The 24,153-nt window shown below is 68.3% G+C and carries 20 protein-coding genes; 8 read left to right on the forward strand and 12 right to left on the reverse strand.

Annotation, left to right across the window (positions count from 1 at the left end; genetic code table 11):
* Window positions 1–18 precede the first annotated feature (18 nt).
* Complete coding sequence (locus C4B30_RS04590) at window positions 19–438, forward strand: rhodanese-like domain-containing protein (RefSeq protein WP_027781169.1); 420 nt, start codon at window positions 19–21, stop codon at window positions 436–438.
* A gap of 90 nt (window positions 439–528) precedes the next feature.
* Window positions 529–855, forward strand: a complete 327-nt coding sequence (locus C4B30_RS04595) for a superinfection immunity protein (protein ID WP_027781170.1) — start codon at window positions 529–531, stop codon at window positions 853–855.
* 15 nt (window positions 856–870) lie between these two features.
* On the opposite strand, the gene C4B30_RS04600 is transcribed toward C4B30_RS04595, so the two are convergent.
* The 7 genes from C4B30_RS04600 to C4B30_RS04635 all read right to left on the reverse strand — a co-directional run bounded on the left by C4B30_RS04600 (window position 871) and on the right by C4B30_RS04635 (window position 7,364).
* On the reverse strand, window positions 871–2,031 hold the full coding sequence (locus C4B30_RS04600; protein ID WP_105131883.1) for a cytochrome P450: 1,161 nt from the start codon (window positions 2,029–2,031) through the stop codon (window positions 871–873).
* Window positions 2,032–2,139: 108 nt separating this feature from the next.
* Window positions 2,140–2,406, reverse strand: coding sequence for a YodC family protein (locus tag C4B30_RS04605; protein ID WP_089502114.1), 267 nt, complete (start codon window positions 2,404–2,406; stop codon window positions 2,140–2,142).
* Window positions 2,407–2,759: 353 nt separating this feature from the next.
* Window positions 2,760–3,620 (reverse strand): isocitrate lyase/PEP mutase family protein, encoded by an 861-nt coding sequence (locus C4B30_RS04615; protein ID WP_105131885.1) that lies wholly within the window; start codon window positions 3,618–3,620, stop codon window positions 2,760–2,762.
* Window positions 3,621–3,762: 142 nt separating this feature from the next.
* Complete coding sequence (locus C4B30_RS04620) at window positions 3,763–5,430, reverse strand: ankyrin repeat domain-containing protein (protein WP_105131886.1); 1,668 nt, start codon at window positions 5,428–5,430, stop codon at window positions 3,763–3,765.
* Window positions 5,431–5,614: 184 nt separating this feature from the next.
* The gene (locus tag C4B30_RS04625; protein WP_105131887.1) at window positions 5,615–6,040 is read right to left on the reverse strand and encodes a GNAT family N-acetyltransferase; all 426 of its coding nucleotides are present in this window, start codon (window positions 6,038–6,040) and stop codon (window positions 5,615–5,617) included.
* Window positions 6,041–6,094: 54 nt separating this feature from the next.
* Entirely contained in the window at window positions 6,095–6,955 is an 861-nt protein-coding gene (locus C4B30_RS04630; RefSeq protein ID WP_027781175.1) for a MurR/RpiR family transcriptional regulator, read from the reverse strand.
* A gap of 55 nt (window positions 6,956–7,010) precedes the next feature.
* The gene (locus tag C4B30_RS04635) at window positions 7,011–7,364 is read right to left on the reverse strand and encodes a NirD/YgiW/YdeI family stress tolerance protein (RefSeq protein ID WP_027781176.1); all 354 of its coding nucleotides are present in this window, start codon (window positions 7,362–7,364) and stop codon (window positions 7,011–7,013) included.
* A 232-nt stretch (window positions 7,365–7,596) separates the two neighbouring features.
* Here C4B30_RS04635 and C4B30_RS04640 point away from each other — a divergent pair, with 232 nt between their 5' ends.
* From C4B30_RS04640 to C4B30_RS35150, 5 genes are all read left to right on the forward strand, one after another.
* Window positions 7,597–8,259, forward strand: a complete 663-nt coding sequence (locus C4B30_RS04640) for a response regulator (RefSeq protein WP_027781177.1) — start codon at window positions 7,597–7,599, stop codon at window positions 8,257–8,259.
* A gap of 5 nt (window positions 8,260–8,264) precedes the next feature.
* The gene (locus tag C4B30_RS04645) at window positions 8,265–9,629 is read left to right on the forward strand and encodes an ATP-binding protein (RefSeq protein ID WP_442778444.1); all 1,365 of its coding nucleotides are present in this window, start codon (window positions 8,265–8,267) and stop codon (window positions 9,627–9,629) included.
* A 315-nt stretch (window positions 9,630–9,944) separates the two neighbouring features.
* On the forward strand, window positions 9,945–10,391 hold the full coding sequence (locus tag C4B30_RS04650) for a MarR family winged helix-turn-helix transcriptional regulator (RefSeq protein ID WP_105131889.1): 447 nt from the start codon (window positions 9,945–9,947) through the stop codon (window positions 10,389–10,391).
* A gap of 35 nt (window positions 10,392–10,426) precedes the next feature.
* Entirely contained in the window at window positions 10,427–10,795 is a 369-nt protein-coding gene (locus C4B30_RS04655) for an antibiotic biosynthesis monooxygenase family protein (RefSeq protein ID WP_027781180.1), read from the forward strand.
* A gap of 212 nt (window positions 10,796–11,007) precedes the next feature.
* Window positions 11,008–11,181 carry a hypothetical protein gene (locus C4B30_RS35150; protein ID WP_158683377.1) on the forward strand — a complete coding sequence of 58 codons (174 nt, stop codon included), beginning with the start codon at window positions 11,008–11,010 and terminating at the stop codon, window positions 11,179–11,181.
* A 315-nt stretch (window positions 11,182–11,496) separates the two neighbouring features.
* On the opposite strand, the gene blaPEN-bcc is transcribed toward C4B30_RS35150, so the two are convergent.
* Window positions 11,497–12,435 (reverse strand): PEN family class A beta-lactamase, Bcc-type, encoded by a 939-nt coding sequence (blaPEN-bcc, locus tag C4B30_RS04660; protein WP_105131890.1) that lies wholly within the window; start codon window positions 12,433–12,435, stop codon window positions 11,497–11,499.
* Window positions 12,436–12,570: 135 nt separating this feature from the next.
* Between blaPEN-bcc and penR the strand changes: the two genes are divergently transcribed.
* The gene (gene penR / locus C4B30_RS04665) at window positions 12,571–13,461 is read left to right on the forward strand and encodes a beta-lactamase transcriptional regulator PenR (RefSeq protein WP_027781182.1); all 891 of its coding nucleotides are present in this window, start codon (window positions 12,571–12,573) and stop codon (window positions 13,459–13,461) included.
* A gap of 483 nt (window positions 13,462–13,944) precedes the next feature.
* Here penR and C4B30_RS04670 read toward each other — a convergent pair whose 3' ends face one another.
* The 4 genes from C4B30_RS04670 to C4B30_RS04690 all read right to left on the reverse strand — a co-directional run bounded on the left by C4B30_RS04670 (window position 13,945) and on the right by C4B30_RS04690 (window position 23,975).
* A complete protein-coding gene (locus C4B30_RS04670) occupies window positions 13,945–14,196 on the reverse strand; it encodes a hypothetical protein (protein WP_006482135.1) in 252 nt (83 codons plus the stop codon).
* Window positions 14,197–14,292: 96 nt separating this feature from the next.
* Entirely contained in the window at window positions 14,293–16,515 is a 2,223-nt protein-coding gene (locus C4B30_RS04675; RefSeq protein ID WP_105131942.1) for an amylo-alpha-1,6-glucosidase, read from the reverse strand.
* Window positions 16,516–16,670: 155 nt separating this feature from the next.
* The gene (locus C4B30_RS04680; RefSeq protein WP_105131891.1) at window positions 16,671–22,610 is read right to left on the reverse strand and encodes an autotransporter domain-containing protein; all 5,940 of its coding nucleotides are present in this window, start codon (window positions 22,608–22,610) and stop codon (window positions 16,671–16,673) included.
* Between the two features lie 705 nt (window positions 22,611–23,315).
* Window positions 23,316–23,975: a YdcF family protein gene (locus C4B30_RS04690; protein WP_105131892.1), complete on the reverse strand. Its 660-nt coding sequence runs from the start codon at window positions 23,973–23,975 to the stop codon at window positions 23,316–23,318.
* Window positions 23,976–24,153: the final 178 nt, after the last annotated feature.

The raw sequence follows: 24,153 nt of genomic DNA on the forward strand, positions 1-24,153 counted from the left end.
AACCCGGAGAGCCTGACCATGTCCTACGTCACCGACGTCCCCGCCGCCGACAGCCTCGCCGCCCTCGCGCATTTCGAGGCATCGCTGCGCTTCGAAACCGATTGCTGGGACGTGCACGACGCAATCGCATCCGGCACACCCGATTTCGTGCTGCTCGACGTGCGCGGTCCCGACCAGTTCGCCGCCGGCCACGTGCCCGGCGCGCGCAACCTGCCGCGCCGCAAGATCATCGAAAGCAAGCTCGCCGGCTACCCGGCCGGCACGCTCTTCGTCGTCTACTGCGCGGGTCCGCACTGCAACGGCGCCGCGCGTGCGGCGATCCGGCTCGCGCGCCTCGGCCGCCCGGTCAAGCTGATGATCGGCGGCGTGACGGGCTGGCTCGACGAAGGTTTCGCGCTGAGCAACGAAGTGCAGTCGGCAGGTGCCGAAGCCGCCTGATCGTCACCAAAAGCGCAACAATCAATTGCCAGCACATAAACGGAAAAAGCGCGACAATCAGCCTCATTGCAGTTCGGACGGAGCAGCACCATGCATGACGCAGTCCTGATTCAACTGGCCGGCTCGGTCGTCGCGATCGCACTCTATTTTCTGCCGGCGATCATTGCCGACAGGCGCGGCCGGCACGACAAGCTGACGATCGCACTGTTCAACGCACTGTTCGCGTGGACGGGCATCGGCTGGCTGATGACGCTGTACTGGGCGTGCCAGCCGAACCCGCGCACCGACGTCGCGCAGACGATCCTCGCGAAGCGCCGCGGCGTCAGCATGCGCACCTTTTCGACCGGCCTCGTCGAACGCGTGCAACGCCGCGTCGCCGCCCAGGAGCAATGGGCGGAAAAGCAAGGCTGCCGTTAAGTCCCCCTTTCCCCTTCACCGTATCGCGTCGAACTTCGGCATCCTGATGTTGGTCGACGCGCGGTAATCCCACTTCAGTGCCTCGCGCGGCGGCCAGCCGCCCCCGCGCAACCGCGCCGCGAACGCCCCCGCCGTCACCGCCCGTGCGATCCGCTCGCCCGGACACCCGTGCGGCCCCGTGCCGAAGCCGAAATTCGGCCCCGTCGTGCGGCCAGGCATCAGCCGGTGCGGCTCGCGATGCACGGCCGGATCGCGGTTCGCCGCGGCAAGCACGACGAGGATCGCATCGCCGGCCTCCACGCTCACGCCTTCGATTGTCGTGCGTGCCGCGACGAAGCGGCGCGTGTTCTGCACCGGCGAATCGAAACGCCCGACCTCGGCGACGAATGCGTCGAGCGCGGCGGCGTCCGGCATCGCGCCTGCTTCGCCATTCCATGCCACGAGCGCATTGCCGAGCCATCCGGCGCTCGCCTCGCACGTCTGCGACAGCAACCCGACGAGATTCGCGACCTGCGCGCCGCTCGCCTGCCAGCCCGACACGCGGGCCGCCTGCTGCACCGCAGCGACCAGCGTGCCGTCGTGCGCATGCGACTGCGCGACGCGTTCCGTCATCCGATCGAGGAGTTGCCGCGCCGCGTCGCTCGCGCGCGCCAGCGCCGCGGCATCCGACAGCGGCGACAGCGCGGCAACGAACTCGACGACCCGCGCCGCGATGTCGTCGAGCTGCGTTTCGTCGAAGCCGAGCAGATCCGCCACCGCACACACGGGCACCGTCATGCACCACGCATTCAGCGCGTCGGCATCGCCGGGCGCCGGCAGTCGCCGCGCCGCAAGCGCCTCGGCGCGACCGCGCAGCGCATCCGTGTCGATCGGCGCGAATGCCGCGCGCAACGCCTGCTTCGGCACGTCGTGTCGCGACGCGCCATCGTTCATGCGCACCAGCTCGCCGAACAATGCGCCGGCCGTCGTGCCGCGCAATGCGGGCGGCACCGGCGCGTCCAGCGGGCGCACCCGGCAGGCCGGGTGGCCGAGCACGGCCGTCACGGCCGCCGCGCGGCTCGCGACCCACAGGCCGAGCGTGGCGTCGAACGCGAGCGGCGGCCCGTCGACGAGCGTTGCGTAATAGGGATAGGGATCGCGGTGCGTGACCGCGGCAATGGGATCGGTCGGGTTCATGCGTTCAGTATCGGCGCAGCGCGCCGCCGCATGTTTCGGGATTGTGTGAAATGTCGTCGCACGGACGCCGGGCACCCGGCGCCGCGGCGTCGCAACGGCAAGCCGGCGTCAGGCCGCCGACCGGTAGCGGTGCGACTGCATGCGCAGCCGGACCCGCCCGGCCGAAATCGCGCGCGGCTCGGGCACCACCGTATCGTGATGAAACATTTCCTGGCGGAACTCGCCGCTTTCGTCGAACCACTGGCAGATCAACCAGTCGCCGTCGTCGAACACGACCGGCCCGGCATACGTGACGGTCATGCGCGGGCCACCCGTTTTCAGCGTCACGACATCGCCCACGCGAAACCTGACGCGGTGATTTTCTCGGATCGTCATCGCTCTCTCAGCTTTTTATATATTGAATATGTTGATATTCCCGGCGGCCCACCGACTGGCCATTGGAACGTGCCGCAGATTATCAATCAAAAAATCATCCGGCAACTCCCGCGCAAGAAAATGCTCAGAACGGAAACCTGCAACAATGCGCGGCATCGTCGCGGATGACGGCCTGCCGGGCGTCAGTCCGGCGTGGCTTACACGCCGGCTGCGGCCGTTCGGGCGGAATGCGGAGAATAGACGATGATTTTCGCGCCGTCATCGACGATTAATTCGGACGCGAAATCGGTTGATTATTGTCAATCAATGTTTCGCCGGAAACGATTCCAGCTGACTCCAGCTTTTATTGGGGCTCATTCGTCGAACAAAATCGGCGAATTATCCGGCGCGGCAAACCAGCGGTTGATATCGCGCCCCGGTACGGCCGCCCGGGCAAAGGTGAACGTGCCGTCGCGCCGCATCTCCGTCGCCGCACGCAGGAATGCGCCGAGCGCGGCCCGCGCCAGCGCGCCGCCGACGCTGACGCGCTTCACGCCGAGCGCCGCCAGCTCGTCGAGGCTCAGCAGCCCGCCCTGCAGACCCATGACGACATTGACCGGTGCGCCGACCGCCCGGGTCACCGCTGCGATCTCGTCGGCGTCGGTGATGCCGGGCGCATACAGCACGTCGACGCCGGCGTCGCGATAGGCGACGAGCCGCGCGATCGTGTCGTCGAGGTCGCGCCGACCGTGCAGGTAGTTTTCGCAGCGCGCGGTCAGCGTGAACGGAAACGGCAGCGCCCGTGCCGCGTCGACGGCCGCCGCGATGCGCTCGACCGACGCGTCTCGCGCATAGATCGGCGTATCGGCGCGGCCGGTCGCATCCTCGATCGAGCCGCCGACCGCGCCCGCCTCGGCCGCCAGCCGGATCGTTTCGGCCACCGTGTCGGGCGCGTCGCCGAAGCCGTTCTCGAGATCGGCGCTCACCGGCAGGCCGCCCGCGGCGACGAGATCGGCGATGTGATCGAGCATCGCGTCGCGGTCGATCGCGTTGTCGGGCTGCCCTTTCGAAAACGCGTAGCCGGCGCTCGTCGTGGCGAGCGCCTCGAAGCCGGCCATCGCGAGCAGGCGCGCGGTGCCGGCGTCCCACGGATTCGGGATGATGAACGCGCCGGGGCGCGTGTGCAACGCCCGGAAAGCTTCGGCGTGGCGGGCTTGCAGGTCGGAACGGGGCATCGCGAACTCCGGGACGGTATGGACGAGTGAGCTTACGCCGGTCGTGCACGCGACGTTTCAGCGTTCGCCGAAATGTCGTCGCGCAACGGGAAAAACCCGCCCGTGCCGAATGCGAGCCGCCACGCAGGCCGCCCGCGTCGGTTCACGTCGATGCGGGCAGCCCGACATCGACGCCGAGCAACACGTCGGCGACGGTCTCGGAGAACCGCATCGCGCGACCGTCGATCAGCACGCCATCCGGATTCGACGGATCGCGCACCGCTGACGGCACGCCGTGCGCGAGCAACACGCGTGCGCACGCTTCCCAGTCGGGATCGCCGACGCCCTCCGGCTCGTTGACGGACGCCCAGGACAACGTACCGAGCGCATCGCTGTCGAACCCGTGCACGTCGCGCCAGTTGGCGCCGTGCGCGAGCAGGAACGCCAGCAGTTCGGCATCGCCGCGGAACACCGCGTGGTTCAGCGCGCTCGCGTCCCAGTCGCCGCCGCGCACGGCGATCGGCCAGCCGAGTTCGACCATCACCTTCACCGCATCGCGCGAACCCCATGCGGCGGCGTCCGGCAGCAGCCGCAGCCGGTCGTCGGTCAGCGCACCGGGCAGTTCGCGATGGCGCGCCTGGATGCGCCACGCGTCATCGGCATCGGCGCGCGCGCAGGCCGCGACGAACGCGTCTTGCGCGTCGAGCGCCTCCTCCGCGCCGGCCGCGCGCAACAACGCCGCGATGTCGGACAACCCGGTCTGCATCGCGAGCCGGTACGCGCTGACGCCCGCGGCGGTCCGCGCACGGGGATCGGCGCCGGCCGCCAGCAGCGCGGCGACATGGCGCGCCGGGCAACGCACGGCGATCGCGCGCAACAACGGCGCGCCCCACATCTTCGTCGGCCCGTCGCCGGCCGGCTCGTTCGGGTCGCCGCCATGCGCGAGCAGCCACTCGAGCGCGGCCGCGTCCGGCACGTCGAGCGCCCGCCGCAACGCATTCGTCCCGCCGACCCGGGCGCCGTGCTCGAGCAGCAGGCGCGTGCACGCCGGGTTCTCCACCGAGTGATACAGCGATTCGCCGTCGTTCGGATCGGCGCCGGCTTCCAGCAGCATCGCAGTGAGCGCCGCATCGCGATTGACGCCGGCGGCGCCATACAGCGCCGACAGCGGCTGCGACTCGTCGGGCTCCGCAAGCGAGGCCGGCGGATACCGGTTGCCGATCCGCTGGTTCGGATCGGCGCCCGCATCGAGCAGATGACGGGCGCATGCGCGCAGCCGGGCCGCGAATTCGGGAAGCTGCGCGAGCCGCGAATGCGTGACGGCGACGAGCGGCGGCAACTTCAGCGCACCGCCGGCGCGCGCGATCCAGCCGGGATCGGCGGCCAGCGCCGCCTTTACCGCGTCGAGATCGCCCGCCGCGCACGCGATGGCCGGGTCCGCCGACACGAGATCGGGATGGTCGAGCAGCAATTGCGCGGCGACGCGCGGCCGAGCCGCGTCGAAGCCGCCGGTCACGTCGGCGCCGTACGCGAGGTCGAGCCAGCGGCTAATCAGCTGCGGCCGCGGTTGCCGTGCGAGCGCATGCGTTTCGACGAACACGCCGAGATCGGCCCACGAAGCAAAACCGTACTCGCGCGCGATGCAGGACTGCGCGTCGTGCAGGCGCAGCCCGAGCGCGAGCGTTTCGTCATGCGTGCGATTCGCGGCCGCCGGCAGCGACTGGACGAAGCGCGCGACGGCGTCGACGTCGCCCTGCCGGTACAGGCGCAACAATGCCTTGGCCTGCTTTTTCAGATGATCGGGATGGGCGTCGGGAGGCAGCTTTTTCATGCGGATCCTCGTGCATGGATGGCCGAAGGTCCGCAATACCGCCAGCACAAAGGATGGGGGAAAGACTGGATTTGCCGCGACAGGTGGGTTGAACCCTTTCCGCGGACCCGGAAGCGACCTGCATCGCTGCCCGGTATCGTAGGCGACGGCCGCTGGCGGCGTCAATCGTGCGGCGCGACGCCGCTCAGCCCGCGAGTTTCTTCGTCAGGAAGATGCGGGTGTGTCCGACCGGATAATCGGGCAGCTCGCCGAAGCGGACATAGCCGCGCTTCTCGTAGAACGGCCGCGCCTGGAAGTCGAACGTATCGAGCCACGCGCTGTGGCAGCCGCGCGCGACGGCCTCTTGTTCGGCCAGATCCATGATGCGCGTGCCGACACCCTGGCCCCGCGCGGCCTCGGGCACCACGAGCAGGTCGACATGCAGCCAGCCGAACGCCGTGCCGCCCCACAGGCCGCCGACCACCGCGCCGGCCTCGTCGGTCACGATCACGGCCAGCGGCCGGAAGTCGACCGGGCCGGCCTGGCTTTCGTTGAAGCGGATAAGCGGCGCGACGACCTGCTTGCGCACCTCTGGGTCGCCCGCATCGGTCACTGCATAGGTCAACGTCATCGGTTGCGTGGGGTCGTCAATGAAGGTTGGCGGAAACCGAACGTCCTGCGCCCGTCAAACGACGTACGCGCCCTTCGCGTGCAGCTCCGCTTCGGTCCGCTCGAGCGCCGCGATCGCATCGCTGCCCTCGAGCGCCAGCAACTGCGCGACCAGCGCCTCGGCCATCGCGTGCGCGGCCACCAGCGACGGAAAAAACGACGGGCTGTCGTGCGTGAAGATCAGTTGCGCGTCCGCGTGCAGCGCGATCGGCGACACCGCGCTGTCGGTGATCGCGACGATCCGGCTGCCCTGGGCCTTCGCGGCCTGCGCGACGCGCGTCGCTTCGGCCGAATACGGCGCGAAGCTGACGATCACCGTCACGCTCTGCTTCGCGATCGTCCGCAACTCCATTTCGAGCGAACCGGCCACGCCGTTGAGCAGCGACACGGTCGGACGAAACAGCCGGTAGCCGTAGACGAAACCGAAAGCAACCGGATAGCACGAACGAAACCCCGCCACGTGCACGTGCGATGCCTTGCGGATCAGCCTCGCCGCATCCGCGAGCGCGTGCTCGTTCTGCGCGGCGGTCGCCGACAGGTTGTGCTGCTGCGCGGCGAGCAGATCGTGCGCAAGCGATGCCTTCGCGTCGGGCCGCACGAGCGAGCGCGCACGCTGCGTGAGCGGCTCGGGGCGCGTGCGCACGCGCGCGACGCACAGGTCGCGCAGCTCGTTCCAGCCGGGAAAGCCGAATTGCTGCGCGAGCCGCACGAGCGACGCAGGCTGCACCTGCGCGCGCTGCGCAACCTTGCGCATCGACGACGTGGCGACTTCGTCGGGATGATCGAGCAGGAAGGCGGCGCCCGCCTGAAATTGCGGGCTCAGCTCGGAAAATTGCGCCCGGATCCGGGACGCGAGTTCGTCGAAATTGGCGGCCATCTTGGTGGGAACGGGAACCGGTCGTCCATGGTATCACCGGCCCCGCGCCCACCGGTCAGCGCAGCACTTCGACGTGATCGGCGTCGACCTTCACGCGGCCCGACCATTTGCGCTCGAATTCGCCGGTCAGCTTCACCTCGTTCTTGTCGCTGACCGGCTGGCCCGCCGCCCACAGCTTGTGGTCGATCTCGACGCGGATCGTGCCGGTGGCGTCGGCGAACTCGTAATCCTCGCCGCCGACGTGCTTGACGATGCGCCCCTGCAACTGCACGTGCTGGTCGTCCTTGCCGTTCGCGAGCAGTTCCTTGACGGTCGTCGGGGTCAGCGCGGACGGCCCCGTGTATTGCGCGTAGACGGCGGCGGGCAGCGCGACGAGCGCAATCGCCAGGATTCTGGCCAGGTGTTTCATGATTTCGTTCCTCTTCCTCGATGTGGCGCCGCGCTCCGTTGAACGCGACGGCGCCAGATTACGGACCGTAAGATTAAGCAAACCTGAAGGGTATACCGAAGCGACACGGCGCCCCATTGGACGAGTACGAAAGCGGGTCTCGTACCGCGCGCATTTAAGCTCGGCCTAAGACGCGTGCGCTTATCATGAGAACCCCGGGCGCCGGGCGCCCCCGTTGGAGAGACACGAATCCATGCGCGTACTGCTCGTCGAGGACGATCCGCTGATCGGCAGCGGGCTCGAACAGGGCCTCAAACAGGAAGGCTTCGCGGTCGACTGGGTGAAGGACGGCGACGCCGCGTCGCTCGCGCTGCGGGCGACCGGCTACGGGCTGCTGCTGCTCGATCTCGGGCTGCCGAACCGCGACGGCCTGTCGGTGCTCGCCGCGCTGCGCCGCCGCGACGAAAACCTGCCCGCGATCATCATCACCGCGCGCGACGGCGTGCCCGACCGTATCGCGGGCCTCGACAGCGGCGCGGACGACTATCTCGTCAAGCCGTTCGAGCTCGACGAGCTGCTCGCCCGCATCCGCGCGGTCAGCCGCCGCCATGCAGGCCGCGCGCAGACGACGCTCGCGATCGGCCCGCTGCGGCTCGATCCCGTCAAGCACCTCGTCTGGCTCGACGACGACGAAGTGCCGCTGTCGCCGAAGGAATTCGTGCTGCTGCACGAGCTGATGCGCGAACCGGGCGCGGTGATTTCGCGCGAACAGTTCGAGGAACGGCTGTACAGCTGGGGCGAGGAAATCGAGAGCAACGCGGTGCAAGTGCATATCCACAACCTGCGCAAGAAACTCGGCCACGACATGATCCGCACGGTGCGCGGCGTCGGCTACCGGATCGGTGACGGCACGTGACGCGCATGCAACGCGCGGTCGCGCGCTGGCGCAACGCGTCGCTGCGGCGCCGCCTGCTGACGTGGCTGCTGCCGGCCGCGTGCGTGATCGGCCTGGTCGCGAGCGCCGGCACCTACTGGGGCGCGCTGCGCGAACTCGACGACCTGCTCGACGACCAGATGCGCAGCATGTCGAAACAGATCGTCGTCGGCCCGAACGGCGAGCTGTCGTTCAGCAACCAGGCCAAAGGCAAGCATGGTTTCGAAGCGAGCGACCCCGATGCGGTGCTGCTGCAGGTCTGGCGCAACGGCACGCTCGTGTATTCGACCGACCGCGACTCGAAGTTGCCGCCGCCCGCGCAGCAAGGCATCGCGAGCGTCGACGTCGGCGGCCAGCCGTGGCGCACCTATGTGACCGAGCGCGGCGGCACGACGATCCGGCTCGCGCAGGCGCGGCATGCGCGCTGGGAAGCGATCGCAGGCATCGCCGTCCATCTGCTGTGGCCCGTGTTCTCGATGCTGCCGCTGCTCGCGCTCGGCCTGTGGTTCGGCATCGGCGCGGGGCTGCGGCCGTTGCGGGCAATCGCGTCCGGCCTGAAACGCAGGAATGCGAACAACCTCGAGCCGGTCGACGTCGCATCGATGCCGAACGAGGTCCGCCCGCTCGCCGAGGCCATCAACGACCTGCTCGCCCGCCTCGACCGCTCGTTCACGTTGCAGCGGCACTTCATCGCCGACGCCGCGCACGAGCTGCGCACGCCGATCATGGGGCTGTCGATCCAGTCGCAATTGCTGCGTCGCGCGGCGACGGCCGAGGAACGCGAGCACATCCTCGCGCAAATCCATGCGGGCACGACGCGCCTCGGCCACCTCGCCGAACAGTTGCTGACGCTCGCACGCCTCGAACCCGATGCGCAGGCGGCCGTCGCCGCGTCGGCGCCGCTCGATCTCGCCGCGCTGTGCCGCTCGGTGGTGTCGGACCGCGCGCGCGTCGCCGACGCGCACCGGATCGATCTCGGTGCGATCGTCGACGAGCCCGTGTTGACGGCGGGCAATGCCGACACGCTGCGCGTGCTGCTGAACAATCTCGTCGACAACGCGATCCGCTATGCGGGCGAAGGTGCGCGCGTCGACGTGTCGGCGCGCATGGACGGCGCGACGCCCGTACTCGAAGTCGCCGACGACGGCCCCGGCATCCCGGAAGCCGAACGCACGGACGTGTGGGAACGCTTCTATCGCGGCGAAGGCGCGCAAGCCGCCACGTCGGGCAGCGGGCTCGGGCTGTCGATCGTCAAGCGGATCGCCGAACAACATCGCGCGACCGTCGCGCTCGGGACCACGCGCGGCGCACGCGGGCTGACCGTCACGGTGCGCTTCCCGCGGCCGGCCTGACGCGCGGCGGCGGGCGGCTTGTCCACAGATTATGTTGGCAAGCTTGTGGACAACCTTCCATTAACGGCACCAAGCCGTTGATCGGAAAGGGTTTGTCGTGCGTGCGCGGCAAATGCGCCGGACCGGGGCAGGCACGCGCTCCCGTCAGTTGTCGTTGACGATCCGCTCGACCCGAAGGCCGGTCGAGGTTTCGAGGACGTTCGTGTGCTTCTGCGCACCGCAATACAGCAGCCCCTTCGTCGACGCTCATTCGGAAATTTGACAACCAGTTGTCCACTACGTAAAATGGTTGTCAATTTACGATCCGGGCTGGATATGACGAAATCCGACAAGTTGACCGCCGTCGCGCTGTCCGTATTCCGGTTGAACGGCCTGCTGATCGAATGGGGCAACGCCTTCGCCGGGCCGCACGGCTTGACCAGCGCGCGCTGGCAGGTGCTGGGCGCGATCTCGATGGCGCAGGACGCGCCGAACATCCCGCAGATCGCCGATGCGATGGGTATCACGCGGCAGGCCGTCCTGAAACAGATCAACGTGCTGACCGACGAAGGGCTGGTGTTGTCGTTGCCCAACCCGGCGCACAAGCGCTCGCCGTTGTATGCGCTGACGCCGCGTGGCGAAGCGGCCTATCAGGCCGTGGTCGAGCAGTGGCAGCGGCATGTTCGCGACATCGCCGGCGATTTCAATTCGGCCGACCTCGACGCGGCGCTGCGCGTGCTGTCGGCGATGTCCGGCGCGCACGGCCAGGACGGCCACGCGTGACCGCCCGCTTGCCCTCTACCCCACCAGGAGTACCCATGCCTCAGTTCAAGCCGATGGATCCGGCCTTTCCGATCCAGCAACAGATCGCGATCGACGCGGAGCCGGTCGTGCTCGTCAACGTGTTCACGCTGGCGCCGGCCGACGAAGCCGACTTTCTCGCCGTCTGGAAAGACGACGCGGAGTTCATGAAGCGGCAGCCCGGATTCATCTCGACGCAGCTTCACCGCGCGCTCGGCGACAGCCCGACCTACCTGAATTATGCGATCTGGGAATCGACGGATGCGTTTCGCGCGGCCTTCACGCATCCGGAGTTCGTCGCGAAGCTGTCGGCCTATCCATCGTCCGCCGTCGCCAGCCCGCACCTGTTCCAGAAGGTCGGCGTGGCCGGTATCTGCACGGCGTGAGCCGGCGTGCGAGACGTGGCAGTGCGTGGCATCGGCCGAATCGCGAACACGGACTTCTCCACAGAAAATGTTGGCAAGCTTGTGGATATCCTGCGCACCGTGACGCTAAACCCTTGATCCGATGGACTTTGGCACGCGTGATGCAGACGAGGCGCGGGCAATGGCCGCCGCCTTCACCGCTTCGCCGCACATCGCATCACGACGCCACGTCGATGAACGTCGCCACCACCACCCGCATGCCGGACCGGCGCGGCGCCACTTACCCACAGATTGTGTTGGCAAGCTTGTGGATAGCCTGCGCATACCGCGATCAAGCACTTGATCCGAAAGACTTTGTCCGCGCCGCCTCGAAACGGCACACGGCCGCCCGATCGCCGGTTGCGTGACGCCTCGGCACGTGACGCGCCGCCTGCCGTGCTTGTCCACAGATTGTGTTGGCAAGCGTGTGGATAGCCTGCGCATACCGCGACCAAGCGCTTGATCCGAAAGACTTTGTCCGCGCCGCTTCAAATCGAGCACGGCGGCGCGCGTCATGCCGGACGCCGCCACTCGCGGGCTTGTCCACAATTTTTGTTGGCAAGCATGTGGATATCCTGAGCATGCGCGACCTAAGTCGTTGATCGCACAACGTTTGATCGCGCGGGTCACGACTGCGGCACGGCGCGTCCGAAGCGCGCGCCACGCATGCCGTGCCGCGCGGCTCAACCGAACGTCTGCGCGACGATACGCGCGACCGACGCGATCACGTCGTCCTTTGCCCGCGCATCGGCGCGCGTCTGCGTGTAGTACACGACCAGCACGATCGGCGCGCGCGACGTCGGCCAGATGACGCCCGCGTCGTTCGTCGTCCCGTAATCGCCGGTACCGGTCTTGTCGCCGACCGTCCATCCGGTGGGCACGCCCGCTCGAATTCGCTTGTCGCCGACCTTGTTGCCGCGCAGCCACGTGACGAGTTGCGCACGCTGCGCGGCCGGCAGCGCGTCGCCGAGCGTCAGCACGCGCATGCTGGCGGCCATCGCGGCGGGCGTCGTCGTGTCGCGCGGGTCGCCCGGCAGCGCGGTATTCAGTTCGGGCTCCCATCGATCGAGACGGAACATGTCGTCGCCGATCGAACGCGCATAGGCCGTTACCGCCGACGGGCCGCCGATCAGCTTCATCAGCAGGTTCGCGGCCGAGTTGTCGCTGTACTGGATCGTGGCCTCGCACAGTGCGGCGACCGTCATGCCCGTGCCGACATGCTTCCCCGACACCGGCGAATAGTTGACGAGGTCGGCCTTGGTGTACGTCACGCGCTGTTGCAGCAAGCCCGGCCGCTCGACGCTCTGCGCGAGCACGGCCGCACTCAGCATCGCCTTGAACGTACTGCAGAACGGGAAGCGCTCGCCCGCACGATGCTCGATGGCCCGGCCGCTCGCCGTGTCGATCGCGCACACGCCGAGACGGCCGCCCGCGTCGCGCTCGAGATCGGCGATCGTCGCCGCCGCCGCTGCGGGCGCAATGGCGTCCGCGGCAGCCGCCGCTGCCGCCGTGGTTTCGTCCGGTGCGGCGGCCTGCCGCGACGCGCACGCGGTGACGGTGAGAACGAGCGGCGCCGTCGCGGCGGCCAGCAACAGGGTTCGACGTTTCGATGAGCAGGTCATGTCGGTTGTCTCGTGGTGGAATGGCGGCGAAACGGTGCTGCGTATCGAAAACGGCCGGCCGCCGAGACAGCACTATCGGGACTTTACGGTTGACTGACAAGCAACGATAATTGAGCGCTGACAAAAGAAATTCTTATGACGAAGCTCCGCCCTCATCTCCCGCTCAATGCGTTGCGCGCGTTCGAATCGTCGGCGCGCCACCTGAACTTCACGCGCGCCGGCCTCGAGCTGAGCGTGACCCAGGCCGCGGTCAGCCAGCAAGTGCGCTCGCTGGAGGAGCGGCTCGGCTGCACGTTGTTCACGCGGTTACCGCGCGGCCTCGGGCTGACCGACGAGGGGCGCGCATTGCTGCCGGTACTGAGCGACGCGTTCAGCCGTATCGAGACGGTGCTCAAGCAGTTCGACGGCGGGCGCTTCCACGAGGTGCTGACGCTCGGCGTCGTCGGCACCTTTGCCCTAGGCTGGCTAATGCCGCGGCTGAAGCAGTTCGGCGACACGCACCCGTTCGTCGAGCTGCGGCTGCGGACCAACAACAACGTCGTCGACCTCGCCGCCGAGGGCCTCGACTTCGCGATCCGCTTCGGTGAAGGCAACTGGCCGACGACGCGCAACGAGCGGCTGCTCGATGCACCGCTCACCGCACTGTGCACGCCGGACATTGCGCGACGCCTCGCGCGGCCGGCCGATCTCGCAAACGAAACGCTGCTGCGCTCGTACCGCACCGACGAATGGCTCGGCTGGTTCGATGCCGCGCAGCTCGAACCGTGGGCCGTCAACGGGCCTGTGTTCGATTCGTCGCGGCTGATGGTCGAGGCCGCGATGCAGGGCGCGGGCGTCGCGCTCGCGCCCGCGTGCATGTTCGCGCGCGAGCTGCAGCTCGGCCAGCTCGCGCGGCCGCTCGACATCGACGTGCGTGCGGGCGGCTACTGGCTCACGTCGCTGAAGTCGAAACCGCTGACGCCCGCGATGACGCTCTTTCGCGACTGGATCGTGGCGGAAGCGGCCGGCGCGGCGCCCACCGAGTAACGCCGCCGCGCTTGTCCACAGAAAGTGTTGGCAAGGATGTGGATATCCTGGGTATCCGGGGCCTAAGCCCTTGATCGCGCACACATTCGCGCGCCGATGCACGGCGCGGGCAGCCTTTGCGCACGGGCTTCGCGCACCCGTCGCATTCCGGCTGGATCCTCAACCCGTACGACGCAATCGATTGCGAGTTGTCCACAGATTTTGTTGGCAAGCCTGTGGATATCCGTCAGATCGGACGCGTAACATCTTGATACACAAGGGGATTCAGTGCACGGACCTTGACCGGTCAATGGTGTGGCACGGAAACGGTTGCCGAACCGCACGCCGTGCACGCGTGGCGCGCCCGGCCGACGGCCGGGCGGTTCTCCACAGATTGTGTTGGCAAGCTTGTGGATATCCTGCGTATCGGGCGCCTAACCGATTGAGCGGACGAGGTTTTGTGCCGCGTCCGCCGAATCGGGCAGCGGCAGCGCCGCCCGTGCGTCAATGGCGGTCGAGCCCGCCGCGCAATTCGCTCGCCTTGTCGCGCAACGCTTCGTAGCCCGAACGCGCATGCTCCGGCAGGTCGGGATCGCCGATCAGTGCGCCGAGCGTTTCGATCAGGCTGAACAGGATGCCCTTCGCCGCGCCGACCGCGATGCTTTGCGATTCGATCGACTTGTGCAGGTGGTCGACCGCCGCTTCCAGATTCTCGAGCTTGTGCTCGCCGTCGTCGGGCCGGTTGTCGGTCGTCATCGTCTACCTCCGCCATCGTTCAAGGGTCATGTCACGATTCTATGCCGCTGCGCGCGAACGTGGCGCGACATCGCGCAACGTTCGCGCGGCACGCCGCTACAGCACCGCGACCACCTTCACGCGACCCGGCTGCTCCGCCGCGGCGACTACCTGGCCGTCGACGCGGCGGAACGTCAGCGATACGGTTTCGTCGCCGACGCGCAGCGCATCGATCCGCAGCCAGTCGACGCCTTCCGGCAATGCCGGACGCTCGACGCGCACCTCGTGGCGCGACGCGTCGATGCTCACGCCGAGGCACGCCTGCAGCATCATGAACGGCGCGCCGGCCGCCCACGCCTGCGGCAGGCAGGCCACCGGATACGCGGTCGGCGGTTCGCCGCGCCGGCGCGGGAAGCCGCAGAACAGCTCCGGCAAGCGCATCTCGAAGCTCACCGCCGCCTCGAACAGCGCGCGCAGCAGATTCACCGCGGCCGTCTTGTCGCCGTAGCGCGCCAGGCCGCGCGCGATGAGCGCATTGTCGTGCGGCCACACCGAGCCGTTGTGATAGGCCATCGGGTTGAAACGCGGCTGCCCGGCCGCGAGCGTGCGGATGCCCCAGCCCGTCTGGAACAGCGCCGAGCCGAGCACGCCGGCGACCGCCGCGCCGCGTTCCGCGTCGGGCAGCCCGAACGCAAGCAGATGGCCCGCATTCGACGCGAACACGCGGCACAGGTCGCCATGACCGTCGAGCGCGATCCCGTAGAAATCGCCTTCCGGCATCCAGAACAGCGCGTCGACCTGCTCGCGCAGCGTCTTCGCGCGCAACGCGTAGCGCGTCGCGTCGGCAGCATGGCCGCGCCGGTGCGAGCACGCCGACATCGCGTCGAGCGCCGCGCACGCATAGGCCTGCACTTCGACGAGCGCGATCGGCCCGTCCGGGAAACGGCCGTCCGCGTGGAATACCGAATCGTGACTGTCCTTCCAGCCCTGGTTCGCGAGGCCGCGCTCCGACGTGCGCTGATAATCGAGCAGCCCGTACGGATTGCGGTCGCACTTGTCGATCACCCATTGCGCGGCGCGCTCCAGCGCGGGCCACAGCTCGTCGATCAGCGCTTCGTCGCCGGTGCGTTCGACATAGGCGCCCGCGAGCACGATGAACAGCGGAGTCGTATCGACGCCGCCGTAGTACAGCGCGAACGGCACCTCGCCCGTCGCGGCCATTTCGCTGCGGCGGAACTCGTGCATGATCTTGCCGGGCTCCGCGTCGCGGAACGCGGAGGTCTCGCGCGCCTGATGCTCGGCGAGAAAACGCAGCACGCCGCGCGCGAGCGACGGCTGCAGCCACAGCATCTGCAGCGACGTGATGATCGCGTCGCGACCGAACGGCGTCGAGAACCACGGGATGCCCGCATACGGGTACGGCCCCGTGTCGAGTTGCGTCGTGAGCAGCCCGAGATCCGCAAGCGAACGATCGAGCCATGCGTCGAACAGCGGATTGCCGGTGTTCACGCGCGCCATCGACTCGCGCCGTGCCCGCATCTCGCGATGCACGCCGACGAGCGCGGTGCGCAGCGCGACGCGGCCGCACCCGGGCCCTTCGGCCTGCGCGGGCCCGAGCGTCGCATCGACGGTCAGGTAAATCGACACGCACGCCTGCGCGGCGATCGTCAGCGTGTAGTCGGCGCGATCGACCGACAGCGCGTCGGGCGCCGGCGAGAAATGCACGGTCACGTTGCGCGCCACGCTGTCGAGGCCGTCGTAGTGCAGCCGCACGGCGCCCGCATCGACGCGCGGCGCGCCCACCGTGCCGCGCTTCGGCCGCCGCGTGCCGCGCACTTCGAACATGTCCTTGAAATCGGCCGCGAACGACAGCGACAGCGGCACCTCGGCTTCGCTCGCGCCGTAGTTCGTCAGCGTCAGCGCTTCGTAAAGCACGTCGCCCGCGAGCACGCGCATGCGCTCGATATGGATCACGCCTTCCGGCGTCTCGTGGCCGCCGAGCGGCGGCAGCGGGCGGTTCGTCAGGTGCGCGGTAAACGATGCGTTGTCGGCGCTCGTCGCGCCCGACAGCAGCGACGGCGCGCGGCCGCCGAACGTCAGGCGCCAGGTCGACAGCACGCGCATGTCGTCGACGAACAGGCCGTCGTCATGCCCGCCGATGTCGCCGAGCGCGTCGCTGACCACGAACGCGTCGCCGGATTTCAGCACGTACTGGTTGTTGCGCGCGAGGGCCTGCGGATCAGCTTCGGGCGCGATGAAAGCGGGACCCGACGCGGTGGTCGGGGCAATGGGCGCGACTTGCGGCGCCTGCGTCGTCGTGGCTTCGGCGTGATTCGGCATCGATGCTCCTGTGTCGAGGCGCAACGCGCGGCGCGCGTCGCGTGTTTCGCACAGGATAGGCCAGAACGGCGAACGTGCGCAGCGCCGAAACGGCCGCGACGCCATGCGACGTTGCTTCGTCGCATGGCGTCGCTTACGGGCACGTCAGTTGCCGGTCAGAATTTCCACAGGATGTTGCCGAGGATCGCGTTGTCGCGCACGCCGCTGCCATACTGGCCGCTGTACGTGAGGCCGAGCGTCAGGCGCTTCGTGATGTTCGCGTCGATGCCGGCTTCGAGCACCGCGCTGTCGCGAGCAATCGGCACGCCCGACACCTGGAACGACGTGCCGCCGTTCGCGAACGTGAACGCCGACGACGGCCGCACGTTGCCGAACGCATGCCGCCAGCCGACCGTGCCGCGCGCGGTGAACGTGCCGCTCGCGATCGAACCGAGCTGCGATGCCGCGCGCAGGCCGAGCGTCGAGAAGCCGACGTGGGTCGTCTCGCCGCCGGCGCGCAGCGCGGCCGCGCCGCCGGTTTCCGTATAGCCGTCGGTATGCAGGTTCACATACGCGAGGCCCGCGAACGGCTCGATCGCGACCGGGCCGACCGGCAGCGCGTAGCCGACTTCGCCGAACACCTGCGCCGAATGCGCGTTGTAGCCCGCCGAGTCGTGATCGGAGAAGCCCGCGAAGCCCGGATAGCGGTCGCTGTTGATGCGATACCACGTGTACGACGCGCCGCCGCGCACGCCGAGCGCGCCATACTGCGCGCCGCCGTACAGCGACAGGTAGTAGCTGTTCACCGCTGCCGACGAACTCTGGTCGTTGTCGAGCGAGCTGTGCGTGACGCCCGCGGCCAGACCCGCACGCCACTTGTCGTTGAGCGCCATGTCGGCGCCGGCGATGAAGCCCGTCATGCTGCGCTTGATCGTCGACGCGTTGCCGTCGCCGGCGAGGCGACTGCGGCCGCCGAACGCCTGCCCCCAGACGACCGGCTGATAAGGCGTCCCGCCGTAGCACCCTTCGCGCGAACCGATCCGGCGTTCCGGCGGCAGCGTCGGGTCGGTCACGCCGGCCGTGTTGTCGCCGCACAGCGCGGCGCCGCCCGACGACAATGCCGCGAGCGGGCCCGATCCGGGCGCGAGGCCCTGACGGACGCGATCGGTCACCGCATCGCGCACATAGCGGCTGTCGAGCAGCAGCATGCTCTTCAGGCTCGCCTGCAGTTCGCCATCGAGCAGCCCGTACGCGCGGCGCGCGGTGGGCGCGTCGGTCGTCAGCACCGCGTCGTACAGCGGATTGCCGGTGCCGAGCCCGCCGAGCGCGGTCGCGACCGAGCGCTGGTTCGGCGTCGTCGCGACGTCGGGCAGCGACGTGCCGTTCTGGACCAGTTGCAGGTACACGTGATCCGGATCGTAGGTGAGCTTCGGCATCAGGAACGCGTAGTTCGCGTTCACCTGGCTGAACACGCCCTGCACGCCCGACGATGCGGTCAGGATCGTGTAGGTCGTGCTCGGCTGGTAGCTGCCCTGGTTCGCGAGCACCTGCACGGTGCCGCCATTGAGCATCGCCGTGCCGCTCGCCGCGAGGCTGCCGCTTTGCTGCGGCGTGGCGGCGACCTGGAACGTCGAACCCGGCTGGAACGTGACGTTGCCGGCCACGTTCAGCGACGCGCCCGGCTGCGTGGCGGCGGCCGTCGCGCCGCCCTGCACCACGAGGCCGCCGATCGTGCCGGTGCCCGTCAGCGTCGCGCCGTTCTGCACGGTGACGGTCGACTGGCCGAGCGAACCGTTGACGGCGAGCGTGCCCGCGCCGACCGTGGTCGGGCCGCTCAGCGTGCTCGTGCCGGTCAGCGTGAGTTGTCCGCTGCCGGCCAGGGTGAGCGAACCGGTGCCGGACAGCACGCTCGCGATCGTCACATTGCCCGATTGATCGACGATCAGCGCACCGTTGTCGACGACGTTGCCGGCCACGCTGCCCGACGTGCCGCCGTTGCCGAGTTGCAGCGCGCCGCCGGCTGCGATCGTGGTGCCGCCCGTGTACGTGTTGTCGCCGGTCAGCACCTGCGTGCCGCTCGCCACCGTCACACCGCCCGAGCCACCGATCGTGCCGCCGAACGTACTGCTGCCGCTGCCGTTCAGCGCCAGCGCATTCGCGCCGAGATTCACGTTCGTGCCGGCCGCACCCGACAGCGCACCGACCGTTTGCGTGCCGGTCGCACCGCTCACGTCGAATGTCGCACCGGCGCCCGCGAGATTCACCGCGCCCGTCGCCGCGAGACTGCCGCCGGCGCCGAGTGCGAGTGTGTTGCCGCCGTTGATCGTCGTGCCGCCCGTGTACGTGTTCGCGCCCGTCAGCGTCTGCGTGCCGGCGCCCGCCAGCGTCACGCCGCCCGTCCCGCCGATCGTGCCGCCGAAGGTGTTGTTGCCGCTGCCGCTCAGCGTCAGCGCATTCGCGCCGAGATTCACGTTCGTGCCGGCCGCACCCGACAGCGCACCGACCGTTTGCGTGCCGGTCGCACCGCTCACGTCGAACGTCGCACCGGCGCCCGCGAGATTCACCGCGCCCGTCGCCGCGAGACTGCCGCCGGCGCCGAGTGCGAGCGTGCTGCCGCCGTTGATCGTCGTGCCGCCCGTGTACGTGTTCGCGCCCATCAGCGTTTGCGTGCCGGTGCCGGCAACCGTCACACCGCCCGCCCCGCCGATCGTGCCGCCGAACGTACCGTTGGTGGCGCCATTCAACGTCAGCGCATTCGCGCCGAGATTCACGTTCGTGCCGGCCGCGCCGGTCAGCGTGCCGAGCGTCTGGGCGCCCGTCGCGCCGCTCAGGTTGAACGTCGCGCCCGTGCCCGCGAGATTCACGGCGCTACCCGAGGCGAGACTGCCGCCCGCTCCCAGCGCAAGCGTGCTGCCGCCATTGATCGTCGTGCCGCCCGTGTACGTGTTCGCGCCCGTCAGCGTCTGCGTGCCCGTGCCGGCAACCGTCACGCCGCCCGCCCCGCCGATCGTGCCGCCGAACGTACCGTTGGTGGCGCCATTCAGCGTCAACGCATTCGTGCCGAGATTCACGTTCGTGCCGGCCGCACCGGTCAGCGTGCCGATGGTCTGCGCGCCCGTCGCACCGGCCAGATCCAGCGTCGCGCCGGCGCCCGCGAGGTTCATCGCGCCGGTCGACGCGAGGCTGCCGCCCGTGCCGAGCGCCAGCGTCCCGGCGTTGATCGTCGTGCCGCCCGTGTAGGTACTCGCGCCGGTCAGCGTGGTGGTGGCCGCGCCGTCCTTCACGAGACTGCCCGCGCCGGAAATCGCGCCGCCCAGCGTGAGACTGTTGCTGCCGCCCAGCGTCAGTGCGGCACCCGTGCCGAGATTGACCGCATTGCCGACCGACAAGGCCGCATTCGTATCGAGCGTCGCCGTGCCGCCGACGTTCAGCGCGCCAGTGCCGAGCGCGCCGTTGTTGCCGAGCACCAGGCTGCCGCTATCGAGGTTCGTACCGCCGGTGTAGGTATTGGCGCCGTTCAGCGTCTGCGTGCCGGTACCCGACAACGTGAGACTGCCGGTGCCGCCGATTACCCCGCCGAACGTGCCGCTGGCCGTACCGCCCAGCGTCAGCGCGTTGGCGCCGAGATTCACGCTCGTTCCCGCGACACCCGACAGTGCGCCAAGCGTTTGCCCGCCCGTCGCACCGGCCAGATCCAGCGTCGCGCCGGCGCCCGCGAGGTTCATCGTGCCCGTCGATGCAAGGCTGCCGCCCGCGCCGAGCGCGAGCGTGCCGGCATTGATCGTCGTGCCGCCGGTGTACGTGTTCGCCCCCGTCAGCGTCGTCGTCGCCGCGCCGTTCTTCACGAGGCTGCCCGCGCCGGCAATCGCGCCGCCCACCGTGAGGCTGTTGCTGCCGCCCAGCGTGAGGGCAGCGCCCGTGCCGAGGTTGACCGCATTACCGACGGACAAGGCCGCATTCGTATCGAGCGTCGCCGCCCCGCCGACGGTCAGCGCGCCGGTGCCCAATGCCGAGCCGTTGCCGAGCACCAGTCCGCCGGCGTTCAGCGTCGTGCCGCCCGCATAGTTGTTCGCGCCCGACAGCGTGAGCGTCGCCGCGCCGTCCTTCACGAGACCGCCTCCGCCGGAAATCACGCCGCCGAGGCCGAGATCGGTGCTGCCGCCAAGCGTCAGCGTGGTGCCCGTCGCGAGGTTGACGCCATTTGCCAGGGACACGTTGGCGGTCGCGTCGAGCGTCGACGAGCCGTTCACGTTCACCGCGCCGATGCCGAGCGACGCATTGCTGCCGACGACGAGGTTGCCGCCGTTCAGGTTGGTGCCGCCCGTGTACACGTTCGTGCCCGTCAGCGATTGCGTGCCGGTACCCGACAGCGTCACGCTGCCGGCCCCCCCGATCGTACCGGCATAGGTCGCATTGCCGGTGCCGTCGAGCGTCAGCGAATTCGCGCCGAGGTTCACGTTCGTGCCGGCCGCGCCGGCCAGCGAGCCGATCGTCCGCCCGCCCGATGCGGCGCTCACGTCGAACGTTGCGCCCGCACCGGTCAGGTTGACCGTGCCGGCCGCCGACAGACTGCCGGCCCCACTCAGCGCGAGCGTGCCGCTATTGATGGTCGTGTCGCCCGTATACGTGTTCACGCCGCTCAGCGTCATGGTCGCCGCACCGTTCTTCGTGAGGCCGCCGCTTCCGTTGATCGCGCCGGTCAGCCCGAGATTGCTGCTGCCGCCGATCGTCAGCGTCGAGCCGGTGGCGAGATTGACCGTGTTGCCGAGCGTCACGTTCGTGCTCGCGTCGAGCGCCGCCGACGCATTGACATTCAGCGTACCCGTGCCGAGCGCCGAATTGTTGCCGACCACCAGGCCGCCGGCGTTGAGGTTCGTGCCGCCCGTGTAGCTGTTCGCGCCGGACAGCGTCAGCGTGCCGCCGTCGTTCTTCGTCAGCACGCCGCCGCCCGACACCGTGCCGGAGAGCGTCAGCCCGGTCGCGCCCTGCACCGTCAGGCCACCCGTGCCGAGCGACACGTCGTTGGAGACGTTGAGCCCCGCCACGCCCGCCTGCAACGCACCGCCGTTGCCCGTGACGGTGCCGGTGCCGAGCGACGCGTTGTCGTTGATGATCGCCACGCCGCCGCTGAGCGTCGCGTCCTGCGCCGTGGACGCACCGTTGATGGTCCAGTTGCCGCTCGCGACGTCGAGGTGATTGAAGTTGATGTAGTTGTTGACCGCGATCGTGCCGTTCGCCGCGGCGCCCTGCTGCAGGTTGAGCGTGTTGTTGCCGCCCGCGCCGCCGTCGACGACGCCGGTTGCCGCCACGCCGAGCGTGATCGGGCCGACCGTGATGTTGAATGCACCACCGGTGCCGCCGGCCGTGTTGACCGACGAGCCCGTCACGGCATTGAACGTATTCGTGCTGTTCGCCCCCATCGACACGCCGCCGTTGATCGTGCCCGAGTTGGTGAACGTATTGCCCTGTCCGGGCGTGCCGTTCGTGCTGAACGATACGCGACCGGTAATCGTTCCGCTGTTCGACATGTTGACCGTGCCGCCGCCGTATGCGGCGACCACCGGCGCATCCGCGCCGACGAGGGTCGCGCCGGATAGTGCCGTGGAGCCGATCGAACCGGTGTTCGTAATGGTCGACGTGCCGCCCGTGCCGTTTTGAACCGACAGCGCCATGCCCGTCACGCCGGCGATCGCCACGCCGGTCGAGCCGTTCATCGTGCCGTTGTTGGTCACGGTCGTCGTGCTCGCCGACGCGTTGCCGACTACCGTGCCGCTCGACAGGATGCCGAGCCCCGAGCCGAGCAGCGCCGGGTCGATCGTGCCGTTGTTGGTCAACGTCGTGCCGCTGCCGGTCAGCGACATCGCCGTGCCGCCGACACCGAGCAGCACGCCGACGCTGGCGCCGGGGTTGACCGTCACGTTCAGGTTGTTGGCGCTGTTCGAATAACTGGGTGCCAGCGGGTTCGCGACGCCGGAACAGGTCACCGTGGTGCCCGCCGTGCTGCAGGTCGCATAGGCGGGAACGATGCCCGCGCCCGACAGCGCCAGAAACACGCCCGTGGGCAACAGCAGTCTCGGAAACGGCTCACCCGCTTTTTTCGAACGCGCAATATTCATGCTGTCCCTCGTTATTGATTTCGGCCCTGGTATTGGTATCGCGGCCGCACCGCATGGCACGCAGTAGAAAATCACGGACAAAAGCGTCCGCCCCGATAATCGCGACGCGATATCGGCTTATTCATGGATGAAGTTTTGATCGACCCGGGAATACGGTCGAAACTAGTCGAATGACATGATGGCGGCCCCTGGTTTTTGCAGCGACTTTCTGGTTGATTCAATTACTGCCCTGCTTTTATCAGACAAGGCTATATCAAATGCAAACCGTTTTCCAGTCGATGTTTACCCATCGGATCAAGCGTCGACGAACATGTACTTTTTACCCGCCAGGGAGCTCCGGATACGACACCCCGCACGTTTTTCGCCGGCTTATTTTGATTTTTCGCAAAGATATCGGACACGACGCATCCGTGAAAACGCCGATATATATGGTTTTGATTCAATACAGACGGATTTTGCAGCGCAATATTTTTACCGCGACGAATCGTCAATATGGATAATCAGCATCCGCTTAATAGACGAACCGAATTGTTGAGCTTCCAGGGAAATTATTTTGATTTTTCGCCGCGCAAGGGATTTTCAACACGAATCGTTATCGTTTATCCAGTGTCGATGGCGTTCGCGCAGCCGGCATGAGACGACCGGAACCCGGAGAAAACAACGAAACCACGCATGCCGAAAGCGCGAACTCCCGAGGTCACCACATCACGAAAACAAGCTCATCAGATAAAGCATCGGCCGAAACGAGACCGGTCGCGCATCGGGATTCGCCCACAGACGCACCGCATAGACGACATAGGCCGGCACCTCGCGCCAACTCGAATAGACATCGCGCAGTTGAAAGCGGCGCGGGTACGCGGCGGAGATGTTCTCCCGCGCAATGCCGACACGCTCGAACGCGAGGCGCGCCCGCGCGAGATGGTAGTACTGGCTGACGATCAGCACGCGCGACAGGCGATGCGCGTGCAGGTAGGCAAGCGTGTGTCGGGCGGTCGCGAGCGTGTTGTCGCCCTGGTCGTCGACGGCGATCCGGTCGGCCGGCACGCCGCGCGCCACGAGGTAGTCGCGCATGGCCGTCGCCTCGTTCAGACCGGGGCCGTCGATCGCGCCGCTGACCAGAAACGCCGGGCACTGCCCCGTGCGGTAGCAGCGCACGCCGACGTCGAGCCGGGCCGCGAGCACGGGCTTCGGCGCGCCGGTGTCGTCGAGCGCGTTGCCGAAGATCACGGCGACGTCGGCCGGTTCGCTCGACATCCGCATCCCGTATCCGACGAGCGCAACGGCGGCGGCGCCCCAGATGCACGCGACGACGGCCAGCAGGCCGCCCGTTCGGGCCGCAAAGCCCCGTTTGGTGTGGTCTTTCAAGGTTTTCGGTCTCTCAGGTCGTCGGGCGTATCGGCTGGCCCGGCCCCGCATGGGCGCGTAACGCTAGCATGGCGCGCTCGCGCGTGTCCACGCGCCGGACCGATGCCGGGCTGCTACCGGCCTTTCGGCACGATGACCGACAGCGCGCGCCCGGGTAAGCGGGCCGGCAATACGGAGA

The organism is Burkholderia sp. BE12, from assembly GCF_002959955.1.
Classification (GTDB): Bacteria; Pseudomonadota; Gammaproteobacteria; order Burkholderiales; family Burkholderiaceae; genus Burkholderia.

What these genes read in the sequence shown, in the direction of transcription:
- C4B30_RS04650 (WP_105131889.1), top strand. Translation starts at nt 9,945, where the DNA reads ATGACGAAATCCGACAAGTTGACCGCCGTCGCGCTGTCCGTATTCCGG.
- C4B30_RS04595 (WP_027781170.1), top strand. Translation starts at nt 529, where the DNA reads ATGCATGACGCAGTCCTGATTCAACTGGCCGGCTCGGTCGTCGCGATC.
- C4B30_RS04590 (WP_027781169.1), top strand. Translation starts at nt 19, where the DNA reads ATGTCCTACGTCACCGACGTCCCCGCCGCCGACAGCCTCGCCGCCCTC.
- C4B30_RS04655 (WP_027781180.1), top strand. Translation starts at nt 10,427, where the DNA reads ATGCCTCAGTTCAAGCCGATGGATCCGGCCTTTCCGATCCAGCAACAG.
- C4B30_RS04605 (WP_089502114.1), bottom strand. Translation starts at nt 2,406, where the DNA reads ATGACGATCCGAGAAAATCACCGCGTCAGGTTTCGCGTGGGCGATGTC.
- C4B30_RS04620 (WP_105131886.1), bottom strand. Translation starts at nt 5,430, where the DNA reads ATGAAAAAGCTGCCTCCCGACGCCCATCCCGATCATCTGAAAAAGCAG.
- C4B30_RS04680 (WP_105131891.1), bottom strand. Translation starts at nt 22,610, where the DNA reads ATGAATATTGCGCGTTCGAAAAAAGCGGGTGAGCCGTTTCCGAGACTG.
- C4B30_RS04600 (WP_105131883.1), bottom strand. Translation starts at nt 2,031, where the DNA reads ATGAACCCGACCGATCCCATTGCCGCGGTCACGCACCGCGATCCCTAT.
- C4B30_RS04615 (WP_105131885.1), bottom strand. Translation starts at nt 3,620, where the DNA reads ATGCCCCGTTCCGACCTGCAAGCCCGCCACGCCGAAGCTTTCCGGGCG.
- C4B30_RS04675 (WP_105131942.1), bottom strand. Translation starts at nt 16,515, where the DNA reads ATGCCGAATCACGCCGAAGCCACGACGACGCAGGCGCCGCAAGTCGCG.
- C4B30_RS04670 (WP_006482135.1), bottom strand. Translation starts at nt 14,196, where the DNA reads ATGACGACCGACAACCGGCCCGACGACGGCGAGCACAAGCTCGAGAAT.
- C4B30_RS35150 (WP_158683377.1), top strand. Translation starts at nt 11,008, where the DNA reads ATGAACGTCGCCACCACCACCCGCATGCCGGACCGGCGCGGCGCCACT.
- C4B30_RS04635 (WP_027781176.1), bottom strand. Translation starts at nt 7,364, where the DNA reads ATGAAACACCTGGCCAGAATCCTGGCGATTGCGCTCGTCGCGCTGCCC.
- C4B30_RS04640 (WP_027781177.1), top strand. Translation starts at nt 7,597, where the DNA reads ATGCGCGTACTGCTCGTCGAGGACGATCCGCTGATCGGCAGCGGGCTC.
- C4B30_RS04645 (WP_442778444.1), top strand. Translation starts at nt 8,265, where the DNA reads ATGCAACGCGCGGTCGCGCGCTGGCGCAACGCGTCGCTGCGGCGCCGC.
- C4B30_RS04625 (WP_105131887.1), bottom strand. Translation starts at nt 6,040, where the DNA reads ATGACGTTGACCTATGCAGTGACCGATGCGGGCGACCCAGAGGTGCGC.
- C4B30_RS04630 (WP_027781175.1), bottom strand. Translation starts at nt 6,955, where the DNA reads ATGGCCGCCAATTTCGACGAACTCGCGTCCCGGATCCGGGCGCAATTT.
- penR (WP_027781182.1), top strand. Translation starts at nt 12,571, where the DNA reads ATGACGAAGCTCCGCCCTCATCTCCCGCTCAATGCGTTGCGCGCGTTC.
- blaPEN-bcc (WP_105131890.1), bottom strand. Translation starts at nt 12,435, where the DNA reads ATGACCTGCTCATCGAAACGTCGAACCCTGTTGCTGGCCGCCGCGACG.